The organism is Sphingomonas trueperi, from assembly GCF_011927635.1.
In the GTDB taxonomy this organism is placed as follows: Bacteria; Pseudomonadota; Alphaproteobacteria; order Sphingomonadales; family Sphingomonadaceae; genus Sphingomonas; species Sphingomonas trueperi.
Window position 1 is genome coordinate 84,898 of record NZ_JAATJB010000007.1, and the last position, 16,561, is coordinate 101,458.

Here is a 16,561-nt window from a genome sequence, read left to right on the forward strand (position 1 = left end):
GCACCGCCCGCCGATCGTTCAGAACCGGTATTTCAGCCCGACCTGCAGAATCGGATAGACGGGGTAGTCGTCGGCGCGGTCCTGCAGCTTGCGCCTCTGCTTGCCCAACTCGGTTCGATAGGTGTCGCCGGCAATGGTCTGGTCGGCCGCCAGCGTGCCGTTCGAGGTGAAGTCGCGAATGCGTACCGCGCCCTGGAACAGCGCCCCGGCCTCGATGTGAAAGCTCAACCCCTTGCGCAGCCCGCCGCCATAGCCGAGCGTCAGTTGCGGCACGAATTCGCGGACATCTGCGCGGCCAGTGATGGTGCCGATCTCGGTCGGCGTGTAGACACGGTCGCCGATCTGGGTCGCCCCGGTCGGTGTCGCGCGGACGCGCGCCTCGTTGCCGTTATACCGCGCCCCGGCGGACAGCCGGAACCCGCCGCCGAACGGATAGACGTCGACGATCACCCCGCCCGAGCTCAGCTTGGCATGGCCGCGATAGTCGATCCCGTCGGACGTGAAGCTGTGATCGATGCCGAGAAAACCGCCGTTCGCGCGCACCCCGACCTGCTGGTTGAAGCGATAGCCCACTTCCGGACCGACACCCAGCGTCCCCGCGGTCACGCCCAAGCTCACCCGACCCTCGCCCGCCGTGGACTGCGCCAACGCCGTACCCGCACTCGTCATCGCGGCGACACATGCCGCCGTTCGCACCATCCACTGCATAGACGACCCCCGTTGCTGGCCGCGCGTGCACGCGCGCCTCCCGGCATTATAGGAAAAGGATGGAGTAACCCAGCAGCCCGCTGGGCTTTTTCGGGCAAAGCCGCTGCCGCGCAATATCGCTGCAGAATGGGCTCGAGGAGACCTTCTCTCGCGACGGATTCATGTCTATATAGGACGCTGATCAACTACAGGAGCCAGTCTTATACGTTCTCCCATGCCCCGGCGCCCGATGGCGCCCGCGATGCCGCTGAACGGGCCGCGGTTTAACGAATTCATCCAGTCGCCCAAGGTTCGCGTGATCGACCAGGACGGCGAAAACCTTGGCGTGATGTACACGCGCGAGGCGATGGCGCAGGCTGCCGAGGTCGGGCTCGACCTCGTCGAAGTGTCGCCCAACGCCGACCCGCCCGTCGCCAAGTTCCTCGATGTGGGCAAGTTCAAGTACGAGGCGCAGAAGAAGGCGAACCTCGCACGCAAGACCCAGAAGACGCAGGAGATCAAAGAGATCAAGATGCGTCCCAACATCGACGACCACGATTACGACGTGAAGATGCGCAACGTGCTGAAGTTCATCGGCGAAGGCGACAAGGTGAAGATCACCCTGCGCTTCCGCGGCCGCGAACTTTCGCATGGTCAGCTCGGCATGCAACTGCTCCAGCGCGTCCAGCAGGACTCGGCGGAAGTGGCCAAGGTGGAGAGCTATCCGCGCATGGAAGGCCGTCAGATGCTGATGGTGCTCTCGCCCAAGTGATGCGCCGGCGGCGGTTCGCACGCGCGGCCGCCGCCGCAGCCTGGTTCCTGCCGGCAGCGGCGGTCGCGCAGACCGCCGCCCTGCCGCCCGTCCCCGCCGCGACCAGCGAATCGATCGCCGTGCCCAAGGGCGCGCGACTCGTCTGGGCGGACGAATTCGGCTCGAGGCCTCTGCCCGATGCGAAACGCTGGGCCTATGATACCGCCCGCAATCGCGAGGGCTGGTACAACCAGGAACTGCAATATTACGCCGCGAATCGGCCCGAGAATGCGCGGGTCGAGAAGGGCCATCTCGTCATTGAGGCGCGCCGCGAGCGGCTGACCGGCCAGTCCGACTATGGCGGCCAGGACTATAGCTCGGCCCGCCTGTTCACCCGCGGCCTTGCCAGCTGGACCTATGGCTTTATCGAGGTGCGCGCCAAGCTCGCCTGCGGCAAGGGGCTATGGCCGGCGATCTGGCTGCTCGGCACCGATGGCAGCGGCGGCTGGCCGCGGCTCGGCGAGATCGACATGATGGAGCTGGTCGGCTGGGACCCGCAGACGGTCCACGGCACCATCCATACCGGCGCCTATAACCACGCCCAGCACACCCAGAAGGGTGCGACCACCCGGGTGGCGGACGCCTGCACCGCCTTCCATACCTACCAGCTCGACTGGACCCGCGACCGCATCCTGATCGGCGTCGACGGCCATGCCTATATGCGCTTCGACAACGACCATCAGGGCGATCCCGCCACCTGGCCGTTCGACAAGCCGCAATATCTGCTGCTCAACGTCGCGGTGGGCGGCTGGGGCGGCACCCACGGCATCGACCCCGCCGCTTTCCCGTCTCGGATGGAGGTCGACTATGTCCGCGTCTGGCAAATGCCGAAGCGGTGACCGCACCCTTTTGTCATTCCCGCGAAGGCGGGAAGCCATTGGCGCTGAAGCCGCGGTTCCTTCCCCCGGCGCACAGGCGAATGGATCCCCGCCCTGGCGGGGATGACAGCGGGGGTGACAGCGGGGGTGACAGGTTCCCCCTCCCCGCCCGTCCTCAATCCTCGGCGGCGATCCGCACGCGCAGGCCGTCCAGCGCATCGGTGAAGGGCAGCTGGCACGACAGCCGCGAGGTCGCGTCGCGATCGCTCGTGCTGTCGAGCAGATCATCCTCGTCCATGCTCATCTTCGGCAGTTTGTCCGCAAATTCCGGGTCGACATGGACATGGCAGGTGGCGCAGCTGCAGCAGCCGCCGCACAGCGCCAGCAGCTCGTCGAAACCATTGTCGCGAATCACCTCCATCACGCTGAGACCGGCCTCGCCGGTTACCGTGCGTTCGGTTCCGTCACGCGTCACGACCGTAAGCTGGGGCATCTGCATCTCCTTGGTTCGCCGCGTCCATGCCGGTGAACCGGGCCCGTTTCAAGGAGCCATTCCATGGGCTTGACCGCCGACCAGCTGAAGGGGTCGATCGACGCATTGGCAGCACTCGAACCCGCCTTCGCCGCCGCATTGGAACGCGCCGGCTATCCCGAGCCGCGCATCCGCGCGCCCGGCTATGCCACGCTGCTGCGCACGATCGTGGGCCAGCAGGTGAGCGTCGCCGCTGCCACCGCGGTTTGGAACAAGCTGGATGCGGTGCTGGGCGACGCCGAGGATCCCGCGCTGCTCGCGGCGGCCAGCGACGAGCTGCTGCGCGGCGCCGGGCTGTCACGCCAGAAGATGGGCTATGCCCGCAGCCTGTCCGAGCAGGTGACCAGCGGCGCGCTCGATCTCGCCGCGCTGCCCCAGGACGACGAGGAAGCGATCGCCGCGCTCACCCGCATCAAGGGCATCGGCCGCTGGTCGGCGGAGATCTACCTGCTGTTCGCCGAGGGGCGGCCCGACATCTGGCCCGCGGGCGACCTGGCGGTGCAGATCGAGATCGGCCGCATCCTCGGCCATGCCGAGCGCCCGAGCGAGAAGCTGACGCGCGAATGGTCCGAGGCCTGGCGCCCGCACCGGGGCGCGGCGGCGATCTTCGCCTGGCACCATTATGGGATGATCAAAAGCGCGATCTGAAGCGCTCAGCGGGTTGCCCCAGCCCCATCGCTTCCCGCATGCCCCGCCAGCCGGCGATCGGCATCGTCGCGCGATCCTCGGCCCGTATCGGCGGGGTCAGCACCTCCACCCTGCGGTCGCCCTCGTTGCGGGGACCTGCAGCGAACGGGAGCTGCGACCAACTCTCGCCCCATGGCGAGCAGATGCAGCAGACCCACGGGTCGGAGCAGGGATGGAGGCCGCCGGACTGCGCAAGCGGTGACCGCCCGCCGCGCCTGAACGCCTGAAAAACATGCGGCCCCACATCGGGGTGCGGGGCCGGGCAGCCGTGGATCAACCCTCGGCGCTGTCCTCGTCCTTGGTCGCGGCATCGGCCGCAGCCGCCTCGCCGCCGCTCTGGAACCAGGCCTCGACCGGGCCGACCAGCTTGATCGTCAGCGGGTTGCCCTTGCGGTCGATCTTCTTGCCGAGCGCCACGCGCACCCAGCCTTCGGAGATGCAATATTCTTCGACATCGCGGCGCTCGACGCCCTTGAACTTGATGCCGACGCCGCGCTCCAGCAGTTCGCGGGTGAAATAGGGGCTGCTCGGGTTGACCGACAGACGATCGGGAGGGGTATCGCTCATGCCCGGCTCATGCCGTCATTCGGTCGCGGGTTCAAGATAGCGGTGGATGGCCGAGACCACCACCGAACCCTCGCCCACGCCCGAGGCGACGCGCTTCACCGATCCCGCCCGCACGTCGCCCACCGCGAACACGCCGGGCGCCGTCGAACAGAAGAAGGTCTCGCCGCTCCCCGTGCGCACGAAACCGCGACCGTCGAGATCGACACAGCCTTCCAGCCAGGTCGTGTTGGGTACCGCGCCGATCATCACGAACAGCGCGCCGACCGTGCGATGTTCGACGGCGCCGGTCTGGCGGTCGGTCCATGCGAGCCCGGTCAGCGCGCGCTCGCCCTCGAGTGCGGTCACTTCGGTGAAGGGATGGAGGGTGATCCGGTCCGAGGCCTCGATCCGGTCGATCAGGTAGCGCGACATCGTCGCCGCCAGCCCGGGTCCGCGGACCAGCACATGGACATGGGCGGCATGGCGGGCGAGGAACACCGCCGCCTGCCCCGCCGAATTGCCGCCGCCGACCACCACCACCTCGGAGCCGGCGCACAGCCCGGCCTCCATCGCGGTGGCGGCGTAATAGATGCCGTTGCCCTCGAGCTCGGCATAGCGCGGCAGGTCGAGCTTGCGGTAGCGCGCGCCGGTCGCGACCACCACCGCGCGCGCCTGCAGCGTCGCGCCGTCGTCGAGGTGCAGGCGCAGCGGCCGCTCCTCGCATTCGATCCGCACCACCGCGCGCGAGACGAGCAGCCGCGCGCCGAACTTCTGCGCCTGGACCTGCGCGCGCCCCGCCAGCGCCTGACCAGAGATGCCGGTGGGGAAACCGAGATAATTCTCGATCTTCGAGCTGGTGCCCGCCTGGCCGCCGGGCGCCACCGCCTCGATCACGATCGTCTCCAGCCCCTCGGACGCGGCGTAGACCGCCGCCGCCAGTCCCGCGGGCCCGGCGCCGACCACCGCGACGTCATGGACATGGTCCGGGTCGAGCGCGGTCGCGAGGCCCAGCGCGTCCGCCAGCGCAGCATTGGTCGGGTTGCGCAGGACCCGCCCCTCCAGCACCACCACCGGCAGGTCCGCTTGCATCAGCGCCAGGCATTCGAGAAAGCCCGCCGCATCGGGATCGGTATCGGTATCGATCCGCCGGTGCGGCATCGCGTTGCGGGTGAGGAAGGTCTCGATCCGCCCCATGTCCGCGCCGTGGCCCGGCCCGGCCAGCGCCACGCCGGCATCGCTGTGGCGGAGCAGCCCGACGCGGCGCAGGATGAAGGCGCGCATCACGATCTCGCCGATATCGGGCTCGGCCGCCATCATCCGGCGGAAGGCGCCGCGCTCGATCCGCACCACCCGCGTGCCGGGCAGCGCGCGCGCGCTCACCAGGATCTTGCGGTCGTTGAACAGGTCCAGCTCGCCGGTGAACTGGCCCGCCTCATGGACGTGAAAGACATGCTCGGCGCCCTCGCTGTCGGTATCGACAATCGAAATGCCGCCGGACAGGCACAGGAAGAAATCGACGCTGTGGTCGCCGCGGCGATACAGCATCGCGCCTTCTTCCACCGCTTCCTCGGTGCCGAAGGCGGCCACCCGCGCGATCATCTCCGCGGTCAGGACCGGGAAGGTCTGGGCCGATCGCGCATAGGGATCGGCGGGGTCGAGCGATTCGGAGGGTGCCATGTGCCCACCCTAACGGGCCTTACGCGGCGCGCGACCCATCTCTAGAGATAGTCGCGCGCCTGCACGCTCAGTCGCAGTAGCGCACCAGCACCGGGCGACCGAGATACGGATCCCATACGCGCCGTACGCTGCAATATTCATAGTAGCGATAGCGGGGATAATTGTCCCGGTACCAATAGCCGTCGGTCGGGTAATAGCCGCGCTCGCGATAGAAGCGCCGGTCGTAGTCATAGCGCCGGTCGTTCGAGATCGCCGCGCCGATCGCCAGGCCCGCGATACCCGCCACCAGCGCCGCACCGGCGACGTCGCCGCCGCGATCGCGGTAATAATGCCGACGATAGCGCCAGTCCTGCGCCTGCGCGGGCGCCACCGCCGCCAGCAGGCTCGCGCCCGTGGCGATGCCCAGCACCAGCTTCTTCGCCAGTTGGTTCATGCTGTTTGCTCCTCACCTCGGGGCGCCGGCGAGTCGCTCGGCGCCGATGGCCCTCCGATACGCAATCGCGGCTTAATCGGTACGGAACCGGCTGTTCAGCCGCGGTTTAGCTGGGTAACGGGCGGCATGGCCTACTGGATCCTTCGCTCCGAACCCGATGTCTATGGCTGGGATGACCTGGTGCGCGACGGCAGCACCGAATGGAACGGCGTGCGCAACTATACCGCGCGCAACTTCCTCAAGGACATGGTCCCCGGCGACCAGGCGATCTTCTACCATTCGAACATCCAGAAGGCCGCGGTGGGCATCATGGAGATCACCCGCGCCTGGCAGCCCGACGGCGACGACGGGAAGTGGGCGAGCGTGGAAGTGAAGGCGCTGCGCCCGCTGGCCAAGCCGGTGCCGCTGCCCGAGATCAAGGCCGAGCCGCGGCTCAAGGACCTCGAGATGGTCCGCCAGTCACGCCTGTCGGTGACGCCGGTGCGGCCGGAGGAGTGGGCGGTGCTGCTGGAGATGAGCGGAACGGCACCGGATCGCTGAGGTCGATCGGCACGCGCTTCGACTTGTCGGGCTTCTTCTTGAACGCGCGCCCGACGCCCTTGCCGGCATCGCCGATCAGCTTGAAGAAGTTCCGCGATTCGCCCGGCTCCTCGCAGCAGCTGTCCGGGCTGATCACCTTGCCAACGCCGCGGACCAGCGTGGTCGCCGCGCCGAAGATGTCGACCCCGACCTGGCACCCGCCCACCCGCGCGGCGCAGGGCGTCTCGACGACGTTGAGCGCGCCGATGCCGGTGCGATCGGGATTGCTCGGCATCGGCCGGTCGGGCGGCCCGCGCTCGGCCGGCAGCGGCAGCCGCGGTGCATCGACGCCCTTGCCGCACACCACGATCTGATCGGCGCCGGTCTGGGCGGAGGCACAGGGGTCCGCCAGCACCGACCAGCGCTGCGACCCGTCCGCCGCCTGCTGCGGGGCGTCCACCGTCGCGGCGGTGGCGGGCGCGGCCGCCTGGTCCTGGGGCGAGAGGCCCATCAACAACGCGGCCAGCAACATGATACACCCTCCGGCAGTACGCGCTCCTTAGACCATGCCGGGGGGGCCTAGCGGAAGCGCGTTCGGCGAGCGAGGCCAGCGCCTACTGATATTTTTTCCATTCAAACTCGCGTTTACTGATCTTCTTCACTTCCACGGCCCCACCGCCCCCGCCAATAGCTGCCACATTACGCTGAAGGCTAGCCAAATCCAATGAGCGCTTAATATACACGGCCGAACCATCCGTATAATCAGGAGCATGCCAGTCGGGATACATCTCCTTCAATTCTACCATATCAGCATCGTTGCCCGTAGTAATTCTTAAAGAGTAATAAGGCATGCGACCTCCTTAGCCATGACGCAAATATAGGAAGCAACAGCGAGCATGCCGAAGCGTCCGCTCCAGCTTCTGCCGGTACGGTAGTTACATGTCCGTAAAACGCCGCGATAAGCCCGATCACGACAACGGTGACCAGAAACGTTGCAGCGGCGGCGGGGAAGAATGACATCGCCGCGAAGCTCCCCAGTCAGTTGCCCATATCTCCCTCGGCGCGTCCAACCATTCCGGCGCGCTTAGCCATCCCACCCCCCCTCATCCTCCGACTGTCCCGGAAACTCGATGACGCCGCGATAGGGCAGCGAATCCTCGCCCAGCCGGATGAAATGCTCCTCCGGATCGGCTTCCAGCGCGTCGATCGCGTCCTCGCCGCCCAGCGCGATCTGCGCGTCCGCCGCCGCCCGGCGCGCGGCACAGGCCTCCAGCGCCGCGTTGATCGCCGCCTGCGCCTCGGCATCGAGCGTCACCCCGGCAAAGGACTCCAGCGCAGCCGCCGTCCGGTCGTCGCGCGCCGCCATGCTGTCGCCTGCCCCATCGCCGGTGATCACCGTGCGCACCGTCGTCGTGCTCGCCGCCGCGCCCGCCCCGCCTTCGCCCGTTCCCGCCGCCGCGCGGGCGGAGAAATAGTTGATGGTGGTGCGCTTGCCGTTCGCATCCTGGCCGTAATGGCGCAGGCAGAACATCAGCAGCGCGTCGTTGCGCTTGCGGCGAAAGCCCATCAGCTTGCCGCGGTCGAACACCGGGATCAGCTCGCCTTCGATCGCGCGGGTGAACGCCTCGTCCTTCAGACGGGCGAGACCGAAGTCGAGCGCCGCGTCCCAGGCGCGGCGAAAGCCCTCCGCGCCTGCCGCGCGGCGCAGCGCATAGGCATTGGCCTGCGCCATGTTGACCATGTTGGCTGCGCGCCGCACCGATCCGGTATCGGCGAGCGCTTCGATGAACGCCTTTTGCCGCTCGGGCGTCCAGCCATCATGGCGATTGCGCTGGCGCGGCACCGGATCGAAGTCCGGCAGGTCGCGCGCCGCGCGCGGGACGGGCACTCGGTTCTGCATTGCTTCCGACTCCCTGAAGATGGGAAACCGGAAAGCCTGTACCGATTTTACCTGCTGTAGGACAGAATTTTGTTCCCGTTAGGTTCCATCTGCGGCACTTGCGTCTCCGCCGTTGCCGTCCGCGAACGGGTCATAGACCCGCAGCGCATCCGCCGCGTACATCAGCGCCGGGCCGCCGCCCATGGAAACGCTCTGGTGGAGGACGCCCAAACTCCCAAAAGAAAAAGCCCCCGCCGTCGCCGGCAGGGGCCCTTTCTTCACCGTATCGGAAGTGCTTACGCGGCCGACTTCGCCCGGCTCTGGCGCTTGCGCTCGTTCGGATCGAGGAAGCGCTTGCGCAGACGGATGTTCTTCGGGGTCACTTCCACCATCTCGTCGTCGTCGATGTACGCGATGGCCTGTTCCAGCGTCATCTTCTTCGGCGGGGTCAGGCGGATCGCGTCGTCCTTGCCTCCGCTAGCGCGGAAGTTGGTCAGCTGCTTCGCCTTCATCGGGTTGACCTCGAGGTCTTCCGTCTTGGCGTTCTCGCCGATGATCATGCCTTCATACAGCGCCTCGCCATGGCCGACGAACAGGATGCCGCGCTCTTCGAGCGGACCCAGCGCATAGCCCTGTGCTTCACCGGCGCCGTTGGAGATCAGCACGCCGTTCTTGCGGCCTTCGATCTTGCCCTTGTACGGCCCGTACTTCTCGAACAGGCGGTTCATGATGCCGGTGCCGCGGGTGTCCGACAGGAACTCGCCGTGATAGCCGATCAGGCCGCGCGACGGCGCCGAGAAGGTGATGCGGGTCTTGCCGCCACCCGACGGACGCATGTCGGTCATCTCGGCCTTGCGCTGGTTCATCTTGTCGACGACCGTGCCCGAGAATTCCTCGTCCACATCGATCACGACCGTCTCGTACGGCTCTTCACGGCCGTTCTCGCCGTCGCGGAACAGCACGCGCGGACGGCTGATGCCGAGCTCGAAGCCCTCGCGGCGCATCGTCTCGATCAGCACGCCGAGCTGGAGTTCGCCGCGGCCGGCGACTTCGAAGCTGTCCTTCTCGTCGCTCTCGGTGATCTTGATCGCGACGTTCGATTCCGCCTCGCGGAACAGGCGGTCGCGGATCATGCGGCTGGTCACCTTGCTGCCCTCGCGGCCCGCCATCGGCGAGTCGTTGACGGCGAAGCGCATCGACAGCGTCGGCGGATCGATCGGCTGCGCCTGGAGCGGCACGCTGACCGAGGTGTCGGCGATGGTGTTCGACACGGTGGCGACGGCGAGGCCGGCGAGGCTGATGATGTCGCCCGCCTTGGCTTCTTCCACCGGCACGCGGTCGAGGCCGCGGAACGACATGATCTTCGAGGCGCGACCGGTCTCGATGATGTTGCCTTCGTTATCCAGCGCGTGGATCGGCTGGTTCATGCGCACCGTGCCGCTCTCGACGCGGCCGGTGAGGATGCGGCCGAGGAAGTTGTCGCGGTCGAGCAGCGTGACGAGGAACTTGAACTCCGCGTCCGGGTCCACCTGCGGCGGCGGCACATGGTCGACGATCTTCTGGAACAGCGGGGTCAGCGTGCCCTCGCGCGCTTCGGGATCGTCCGAGGCATAGCCGTTGCGGCCCGAGGCGTAGAGCACCGGGAAGTCGAGCTGCTCGTCGGTCGCCTCCAGCGTCACGAACAGGTCGAACACTTCGTCGAGCACTTCCTGCACGCGCGAATCGGCGCGGTCGATCTTGTTGACGACCACGATCGGACGCAGGCCCAGCTTCAGCGCCTTGCCGGTCACGAACTTGGTCTGCGGCATCGCGCCTTCGGACGAATCCACCAGCAGGATCACGCCGTCGACCATGCTCAGGATGCGCTCCACCTCGCCGCCGAAATCGGCGTGGCCGGGCGTGTCGACGATGTTGATGCGGATGCTGTTCTCTTCGGTGCCGTCGGGCGACCAGTCGACCGAGGTCGGCTTGGCGAGAATCGTGATCCCGCGCTCCTTCTCGAGGTCGTTCGAGTCCATCGCACGCTCTTCGACGCGCTGGTTGTCGCGGAAGGTGCCGGACTGGCGGAAGAGCTGGTCGACGAGGGTGGTCTTGCCATGGTCGACGTGTGCGATGATCGCCACGTTACGGAGGTTCATGCGATTTCCTGATTGGCGCGGAAGCGCGCGTACGGGCGGGCCCATAGCGGAAATGGTGCGTCGCGGGAAGGCCCCCGTATTTCCCGTTAGAGGATTCGATGTATCGTGATCCGCACCGCCGGCCCCTTGCCCTCTGGCGGGGTGCCGATCGTGCCGGTGAAGATCGACTGGTTGAGCCAGCCATGGGGACCATCCGGCACCTCGAACCAGGGAGTCGTGCGCACATAAGGGCGCTTGGGATCGCGGCTGATCAGCCCCTTGTTGATCACATGGATCAGCGTGCCGTCCTCGACCTGCATCATATAGTCGGCATGAATGTCGAGCATCCCGTCGGGGCGCTCCAGCTGCCAGTCCATGCCGCCCGCCAGCACGGTGCCGCGAATGCGCGGCCCCTCGAAGCTGCCGCCGGTGATCGGGATGCGGTTGCGAACGCCGTACGGCGTGCGGCCCACGGGGGTCGCCGCGCCGAGGGTGACGATGGCGTCATAGGCGAACTCCAGCGCCAAGCTTGCCTCCGGCGGCGCCTCCGCATCGGGGGCAATACCGCCCGCCAGCCCTGCGAGTCCCATCGCCCCCAGCATGTCGCGTCGCTGCATCCGCCCCTCCCCTTTGCTATGCGCCAATACAATGCGCGGGGTCTCGGCCGGTCAAGTTGCAATCGCGGGTGCCCTAGCTACATGACACACTTGCGGGATACGTGCTTCGCCTGCATGGTTATCCCCTCGGAGTTGGAGAGAGAAGCGACGATGGCGACTGTGACGGATACCGCAGAACAGGGTCTGGTGCTCACGCCCCCCGATCCCGTGCCTGTCGTGGCGCCCGAAAAGGCTGCCGGGCTGGTGCCGGTCGAAGACGCCAAGAAGTCCGAGCTCGACAAGCGCGTCGACGGCTTCATCGACGATCTGATCGCGCAGGACGTGAACTCGCCCGAGTTCGGCAAGCGCGTCGATGCGATCGCGGCGATGGGCCAGAAGGAAATCCGCGACGCCGCCGGGCAGTCGAACCGCTTCCTCGATCGGCCGGTCCGCGCGATGGGCAGCGAAGGCGGCGTCGGCGCAGACCTGCTGGCACTGCGCAAGACGGTGGAAGACCTCGATCCCTCGCGCAACGGCAAGCTGATCGGCGGCAAGGACGGCTTCCTGTCGAAGATCTTCGGCGGCGGCGGGCTGACCAACTATTTCCGCAAATACCAGTCGTCGCAGAGCCACATCAACGCGGTGCTCAAGAGCCTGGCCAACGGCAAGGACGAGCTGCTGCAGGACAATGCCGCGATCGCCACCGAGCGCGCCAATCTGTGGAACGCGATGGGGCGGCTGGAGCAGATGATCTATCTGTCCAAGGCGATGGACGAAAAGCTCGAGGACAAGGCCAACGAGCTGGACCACACCGATCCCGCCAAGGCCAAGGCGATCCGCGAGACCGCGCTCTTCTACGTCCGCCAGCGCACCCAGGACCTGCTCACCCAGATGGCGGTGACGGTGCAGGGCTATCTCGCGCTCGATCTGGTCAAGAAGAACAATGTCGAGCTGATCAAGGGCGTCGACCGCGCCTCGACCACCACCGTCTCGGCGCTGCGCACCGCGGTGACCGTCGCCCAGGCGCTGAACAACCAGAAGCTGGTGCTCGACCAGATCACCGCGCTCAACACCACCACCGCCAACCTGATCGAATCGACCGGCCAGCTGCTCAAGAGCCAGACCGCAGCGATCCACGAACAGGCGGCGAGCGCGACGATTCCCGTGGAGACGCTGCAGCGCGCGTTCCAGAACATCTACGACACGATGGACGCGATCGACACCTTCAAGCTCAAGGCGCTCGACAGCATGAAGGTGACGGTCAACACGCTGTCGAGCGAGGTCGAGAAGTCGAAGGGCTATATCGCCCGCGCCGAGGGTGCCGAGCAGAACCGGCTGGGCGGCCCGACCGACGGCTTCAAGCTGGAGGCGATGTAAGCCGCGATGCCGAGTGACGTGGACCGCCTGCTCGCCCGTGGCGAGGAACTGATCGAGCGTTCGCGCGCCCGCACCGAAGGCGCGCTCGCCACCCGCACCCGCAAGCGGCGCGAGGCGGAGATCCTCGCACGCCTCGGGCGGATCGCGGCGGCGGATGCGGTGATTCTCATCGCCGCGATCACGATCGGCATGTTCGTGCCGCTCGGCATGTTCGGCGCACTCGCGGTGATGGCGCTGCTGATCCTGGCGACGCTGGTCTTCGCGTCGCTGCCGGTGACCAGCGCGCCGCGCGTCGAGCAGCTGGTGCAGGTGCCGCTCAAGGCGCTGCCGTCCACCACCGAACGCTGGCTGGAGACGCAGCGGCTGGCCCTGCCCGCGCCTGCCCGCACGCTGGTCGACTCGATCGGGGTGAAGCTGGAAACGCTGGCGCCGCAGCTCGCGCGGCTGGACGAGGCCTCGCCGGCGGCGAACGAGGTCCGCAAGCTGATCGGCGAGCAGCTGCCGGAGCTGGTCAAGGGCTATGGCCGCGTGCCCGAGCCGCTGCGCACCGTGCCGCGCAACGGCATGACGCCCGACCAGCAGCTGGCGCAGGGGCTGCAGGTGATCGACGAGGAAATCGCCGAGATGACCGCGCAGCTCGCCCAAGGCGATCTCGACGCGTTCGCGACCCGCGGCAACTTCCTGCAGATCAAGTACAAGGACGACGAACTGGGCTAAGCGAGGCGCGCCCCTCTCCACCCGCGCTCCCCTCCCGCTTGCGGGAGGGCTCGGGGGAGGGACTGACGAGGAGATGGCGCGGCCCAAGCTGCAACGTCCCCTCTCCTTGCCCCTCCCGCAAGCGGGAGGGGAACATGCACCATCAGAGCAAGGCGAGCAGATACCGGATCAGGTCGGCGATCCCGCTCGCGCTGACCGGCAGCAGCAGCAGGACCAGCGCGTAGACGAGGAACATCCGCGTCAGGAATCGCTCGCGCCGGCCCGGCGGCAAAGGCACGGGCCGCGGCGGTTCCGGCCGGGGCCAGACGCGATTCTCGTCGAAGAACATCGCTGGCCAAGGTGCCGTATCCCGCCAAAGCCCGCAACCGCCCCTTGGGCCAGCGGAGCGCATCATCGGACCGGCCGACCCCCTAGGAGCTTTGCGTAGAGACCCCGCCGCCGCGCCGTGGCAGGCGATGCGATCAGGCGCGCTCCATGACCACTCCCTCCCCCATCCAACGCCCCAGCGTGTTGCTCGTCGAAGACGATGACGGCGTGCGCCGGTCGACCCAGCTGCTGCTGCACGGGCAGGGCTATCAGGTGCGGGCGCACAGCGTCGCCGGGGCCTCGCTCGCCGATCCCGCGTCCCTCAGCGCCGACTATCTGGTCGCCGATTACTGCCTGCCCGACAGCGACGGCATCGCCCTGCTGCGGGCGCTGCACGCGCGGGGCTGGACCGGCCGCGCGGTGCTGATGACCGGCTATCCCAGCCCCGGGCTGACCGCCGAGGCGGAAGCGACCGGCTATGCCACACTGCTCGAAAAGCCGCTGCGTATGCACGAACTTCTCGGCGCGCTGGGCGACTGAATCCGATGGATGCTCCCCCGCCAGGGGGAGGATCCATCGCTAGGCCACCACCTCGGCATCCTCGCGCTTTTCCGGGCGGATATAGATCGAGCTGAGCTGGGGCAGCGCCGCCTTGAGCTTGGCCTCGATCCGCTCGATCAGCGTCTCGGCCTCGCCCATCGCCAGGCCGTCGTCGAAATCGGCGCTGATCGCCACGAACACGCGATCGGGGGCGGTGTGGATGGTGCGGACATGGTTGACGGCGGTGATGCGCGGCTCGGCCTCCAGCATCGTGCGAACCTGGGCGATCAGCTCCGGGTTGGCGCGCTCGCCGATCAGCAGGCCCTTGGCCTCGCGCGCCAGCAGCGTCGCGACCGCGGCGAGGATCAGCCCGATCACGATCGAGGCCGCACCATCGATCCGCGGGTCACCCCAGGCATGGCTGGCCCAGACGCCCACGCCCGCGACGACCAGCCCGGCAAGCGCCGCCGAATCCTCGAACAGCACGATGAAGCCGGCGGGGTCCTTCGATTCCCGAATCGCGTTCCACCAGCCGCAATCGCCCTTGCCTGCGCGAAACTCGCGGATCGCGATGACCCAGCTGGTGCCCTCCATCGCGGTGGCGATGCCGAGCACGATGTAATTGACCAGCGGGTCGCGCAGCGGCTCCGGGTCGAGGATGTGGAGCCAGCCCTCATAGACCGATACGCCCGCGCCCAGCCCGAAGATCAGGATCGCGACGACGAAGGCCCAGAAATAGAGTTCGCGGCCATAGCCGAAGGGATGTTCGGCATCAGGAGGGCGCTTGGCGCGGCGCTGGCCGTAGAGCAGCAGGATCTGGTTGAAACTGTCGACCAGGCTGTGCACGCCCTCGGTGAGCATCGAGGACGAGCCGGTGATCGCCGCCGCGACGAACTTCGCGACGGCGATCCCGACATTGGCGGCGAGCGCCGCATAGAGAACGATATTGGCGCGCCAGCCCGACGCGGGAGACGCGGCCATACGCGCCGGCCTCAGTCGAGGCCGAGCTTGTGCAGGGCCTTGTCGATCAGGCCCTTGTCCTCCTTGCCCTCGGCGCGATCGGCTTCCGCCTTAGCGTCATAACCCGAGCTTTCCGGAATGTCGTTGTTGTGCACCGGCTGGGTCGAGGCGGGCGGATCGGAGGCGTCCATCGACTCGTCGAGCGCGCGATCGAGACGGGCTTCCTTGCTCGCCGGATCGCGGGCGAGCCGCTCCTCGATCGAGGAATCGGTGCCGGCATCGGCGGAATGCGCCGCGCCCTTGGCGTCGTCATCGGCGCGGGGGTCGGGAGCGACCGACATCCGGTCCATCGCAGGGTCGAGGGGATTGTTGGTCATGCTGCACTCTCCTGAGCGTTACCCGGATTAAACGGACATGCCGGGAGTCGCGTTCCGTGCCTGCCCGGCCACGCAAAACAAAAGGCCCGGCGGATCGCTCCGCCGGGCCCCTTTGTCTTCCGTTCCGCGCGGGATCAGTCGCGCGAGCTGCCGAACAGGCGCAGCAGGAACAGGAACATGTTGATGAAGTCGAGATAGAGGTTCAGCGCCCCCATGATCGCGACCTTGCCCTGCTCCGGCGTGCCGGCGACATAGCTGTAGATGCTCTTGATCTTCTGCGTGTCATAGGCGGTGAGGCCGGCGAAGATCAGCACGCCGACGACGCTGATCACCAGGCTCATCACGCCCGACTGCAGGAAGATGTTGACGATCGACGCGACGAGCAGCCCCACCAAGCCGATGATCAGGAAGGTGCCGAAGCCCGACAGATCCTTCTTGGTGGTGTAGCCATAGAGGCTCAGCGCGCCGAAGCCGGCGGCGGTGCCGAAGAACACCTGGGCGATCGACATGTCGGTATAGGTGGTGAAGATCGTCGAGAGCGACGCACCCAGCAGGCCGGCATAGGCGAAGAACAGCACCTTGAGCGTGCCCTCCGACATGCGGCTCTGGCCGAAGCTCATCGCGAACACGATCGCCAGTGGCGAGAGCATCGCCACCCAGCCGAGCAGCGTCGGCTGCAGCGACAGGCCGCGGCTGGTTTCCACCACCTGGAACAGCAGCGCCTGCAGCGAGGCGACCTTGCCGAACGCCAGCGCGACGATGCCGGTCAGCAGCACGCCGGACAGCATGTAGTTGTAGACCGACAGCATGTACGACCGGAGCCCCGCGTCATGCGCCGCGGCGCGTGCACTCGCGGTCGCGAAGGGCGACTCGCTCGTGCGGGGATCGGACCAGTTAGCCATTCGAAAAACTCCTTTGCCCGGCGCAGTGCCGGATGGCTGGAATATCGGCCTCGCCACAGGGGTTTTCAAGCGAAACCGGG

General features: G+C 67.3%; 21 protein-coding genes. 7 read left to right on the top strand and 14 right to left on the bottom strand.

The window, feature by feature from the left end:
- Positions 1-18: 18 nt before the first annotated feature.
- Complete coding sequence (locus GGR89_RS12670; RefSeq protein WP_125977159.1) at positions 19-708, bottom strand: hypothetical protein; 690 nt, start codon at positions 706-708, stop codon at positions 19-21.
- 214 nt (positions 709-922) lie between these two features.
- Here GGR89_RS12670 and infC point away from each other — a divergent pair, with 214 nt between their 5' ends.
- Together infC and GGR89_RS12680 are read left to right on the top strand one after the other, a co-directional pair.
- The gene (gene infC / locus GGR89_RS12675; RefSeq protein ID WP_125977160.1) at positions 923-1,459 is read left to right on the top strand and encodes a translation initiation factor IF-3; all 537 of its coding nucleotides are present in this window, start codon (positions 923-925) and stop codon (positions 1,457-1,459) included.
- Positions 1,459-2,337, top strand: a complete 879-nt coding sequence (locus GGR89_RS12680) for a glycoside hydrolase family 16 protein (RefSeq protein ID WP_125977161.1) — start codon at positions 1,459-1,461, stop codon at positions 2,335-2,337. The genes infC and GGR89_RS12680 overlap by 1 nt, the downstream gene beginning before the upstream one ends.
- Before the next feature lie 154 nt (positions 2,338-2,491).
- Here GGR89_RS12680 and GGR89_RS12685 read toward each other — a convergent pair whose 3' ends face one another.
- A complete protein-coding gene (locus GGR89_RS12685; protein WP_064311720.1) occupies positions 2,492-2,809 on the bottom strand; it encodes a 2Fe-2S iron-sulfur cluster-binding protein in 318 nt (105 codons plus the stop codon).
- Between the two features lie 63 nt (positions 2,810-2,872).
- Here GGR89_RS12685 and GGR89_RS12690 point away from each other — a divergent pair, with 63 nt between their 5' ends.
- Positions 2,873-3,496, top strand: a complete 624-nt coding sequence (locus tag GGR89_RS12690; RefSeq protein ID WP_125977162.1) for a DNA-3-methyladenine glycosylase family protein — start codon at positions 2,873-2,875, stop codon at positions 3,494-3,496.
- Between the two features lie 312 nt (positions 3,497-3,808).
- On the opposite strand, the gene GGR89_RS12695 is transcribed toward GGR89_RS12690, so the two are convergent.
- The 3 genes from GGR89_RS12695 to GGR89_RS12705 all read right to left on the bottom strand — a co-directional run bounded on the left by GGR89_RS12695 (position 3,809) and on the right by GGR89_RS12705 (position 6,191).
- On the bottom strand, positions 3,809-4,102 hold the full coding sequence (locus GGR89_RS12695) for a DUF3297 family protein (RefSeq protein ID WP_125977163.1): 294 nt from the start codon (positions 4,100-4,102) through the stop codon (positions 3,809-3,811).
- Positions 4,103-4,117: 15 nt separating this feature from the next.
- Positions 4,118-5,758, bottom strand: coding sequence for an FAD-dependent oxidoreductase (locus tag GGR89_RS12700; protein ID WP_125977164.1), 1,641 nt, complete (start codon positions 5,756-5,758; stop codon positions 4,118-4,120).
- A gap of 67 nt (positions 5,759-5,825) precedes the next feature.
- Positions 5,826-6,191: a hypothetical protein gene (locus GGR89_RS12705; RefSeq protein WP_125977165.1), complete on the bottom strand. Its 366-nt coding sequence runs from the start codon at positions 6,189-6,191 to the stop codon at positions 5,826-5,828.
- A gap of 126 nt (positions 6,192-6,317) precedes the next feature.
- Between GGR89_RS12705 and GGR89_RS12710 the strand changes: the two genes are divergently transcribed.
- Entirely contained in the window at positions 6,318-6,731 is a 414-nt protein-coding gene (locus tag GGR89_RS12710) for an EVE domain-containing protein (protein ID WP_121073583.1), read from the top strand.
- Here the strand turns inward: GGR89_RS12710 and GGR89_RS12715 are convergent.
- From GGR89_RS12715 to GGR89_RS12735, 5 genes are all read right to left on the bottom strand, one after another.
- Positions 6,625-7,242: a hypothetical protein gene (locus GGR89_RS12715; protein WP_125977166.1), complete on the bottom strand. Its 618-nt coding sequence runs from the start codon at positions 7,240-7,242 to the stop codon at positions 6,625-6,627. The genes GGR89_RS12710 and GGR89_RS12715 overlap by 107 nt on opposite strands.
- An 82-nt stretch (positions 7,243-7,324) precedes the next feature.
- Positions 7,325-7,561, bottom strand: a complete 237-nt coding sequence (locus tag GGR89_RS12720) for a hypothetical protein (RefSeq protein ID WP_125977167.1) — start codon at positions 7,559-7,561, stop codon at positions 7,325-7,327.
- 233 nt (positions 7,562-7,794) lie between these two features.
- Entirely contained in the window at positions 7,795-8,610 is an 816-nt protein-coding gene (locus GGR89_RS12725; RefSeq protein WP_241218042.1) for a hypothetical protein, read from the bottom strand.
- Positions 8,611-8,885: 275 nt separating this feature from the next.
- The gene (gene typA / locus GGR89_RS12730) at positions 8,886-10,727 is read right to left on the bottom strand and encodes a translational GTPase TypA (RefSeq protein ID WP_125977169.1); all 1,842 of its coding nucleotides are present in this window, start codon (positions 10,725-10,727) and stop codon (positions 8,886-8,888) included.
- Between the two features lie 86 nt (positions 10,728-10,813).
- A complete protein-coding gene (locus GGR89_RS12735) occupies positions 10,814-11,323 on the bottom strand; it encodes a DUF3237 domain-containing protein (protein ID WP_125977170.1) in 510 nt (169 codons plus the stop codon).
- Positions 11,324-11,473: 150 nt separating this feature from the next.
- Here GGR89_RS12735 and GGR89_RS12740 point away from each other — a divergent pair, with 150 nt between their 5' ends.
- Entirely contained in the window at positions 11,474-12,679 is a 1,206-nt protein-coding gene (locus GGR89_RS12740; RefSeq protein ID WP_125977171.1) for a toxic anion resistance protein, read from the top strand.
- Positions 12,680-12,685: 6 nt separating this feature from the next.
- Positions 12,686-13,396, top strand: coding sequence for an HAD family hydrolase (locus tag GGR89_RS12745; RefSeq protein ID WP_125977172.1), 711 nt, complete (start codon positions 12,686-12,688; stop codon positions 13,394-13,396).
- Positions 13,397-13,538: 142 nt separating this feature from the next.
- On the opposite strand, the gene GGR89_RS12750 is transcribed toward GGR89_RS12745, so the two are convergent.
- The gene (locus GGR89_RS12750; RefSeq protein WP_125977173.1) at positions 13,539-13,724 is read right to left on the bottom strand and encodes a hypothetical protein; all 186 of its coding nucleotides are present in this window, start codon (positions 13,722-13,724) and stop codon (positions 13,539-13,541) included.
- Positions 13,725-13,870: 146 nt separating this feature from the next.
- Here GGR89_RS12750 and GGR89_RS12755 point away from each other — a divergent pair, with 146 nt between their 5' ends.
- The gene (locus tag GGR89_RS12755; protein ID WP_164521671.1) at positions 13,871-14,242 is read left to right on the top strand and encodes a response regulator; all 372 of its coding nucleotides are present in this window, start codon (positions 13,871-13,873) and stop codon (positions 14,240-14,242) included.
- Positions 14,243-14,281: 39 nt separating this feature from the next.
- On the opposite strand, the gene GGR89_RS12760 is transcribed toward GGR89_RS12755, so the two are convergent.
- The 3 genes from GGR89_RS12760 to GGR89_RS12770 all read right to left on the bottom strand — a co-directional run bounded on the left by GGR89_RS12760 (position 14,282) and on the right by GGR89_RS12770 (position 16,481).
- Entirely contained in the window at positions 14,282-15,223 is a 942-nt protein-coding gene (locus GGR89_RS12760) for a cation diffusion facilitator family transporter (protein WP_125977174.1), read from the bottom strand.
- 11 nt (positions 15,224-15,234) lie between these two features.
- Positions 15,235-15,579, bottom strand: a complete 345-nt coding sequence (locus GGR89_RS12765; protein WP_125977175.1) for a hypothetical protein — start codon at positions 15,577-15,579, stop codon at positions 15,235-15,237.
- A gap of 134 nt (positions 15,580-15,713) precedes the next feature.
- Positions 15,714-16,481, bottom strand: a complete 768-nt coding sequence (locus tag GGR89_RS12770; protein WP_125977176.1) for a Bax inhibitor-1/YccA family protein — start codon at positions 16,479-16,481, stop codon at positions 15,714-15,716.
- Positions 16,482-16,561 lie beyond the last annotated feature (80 nt).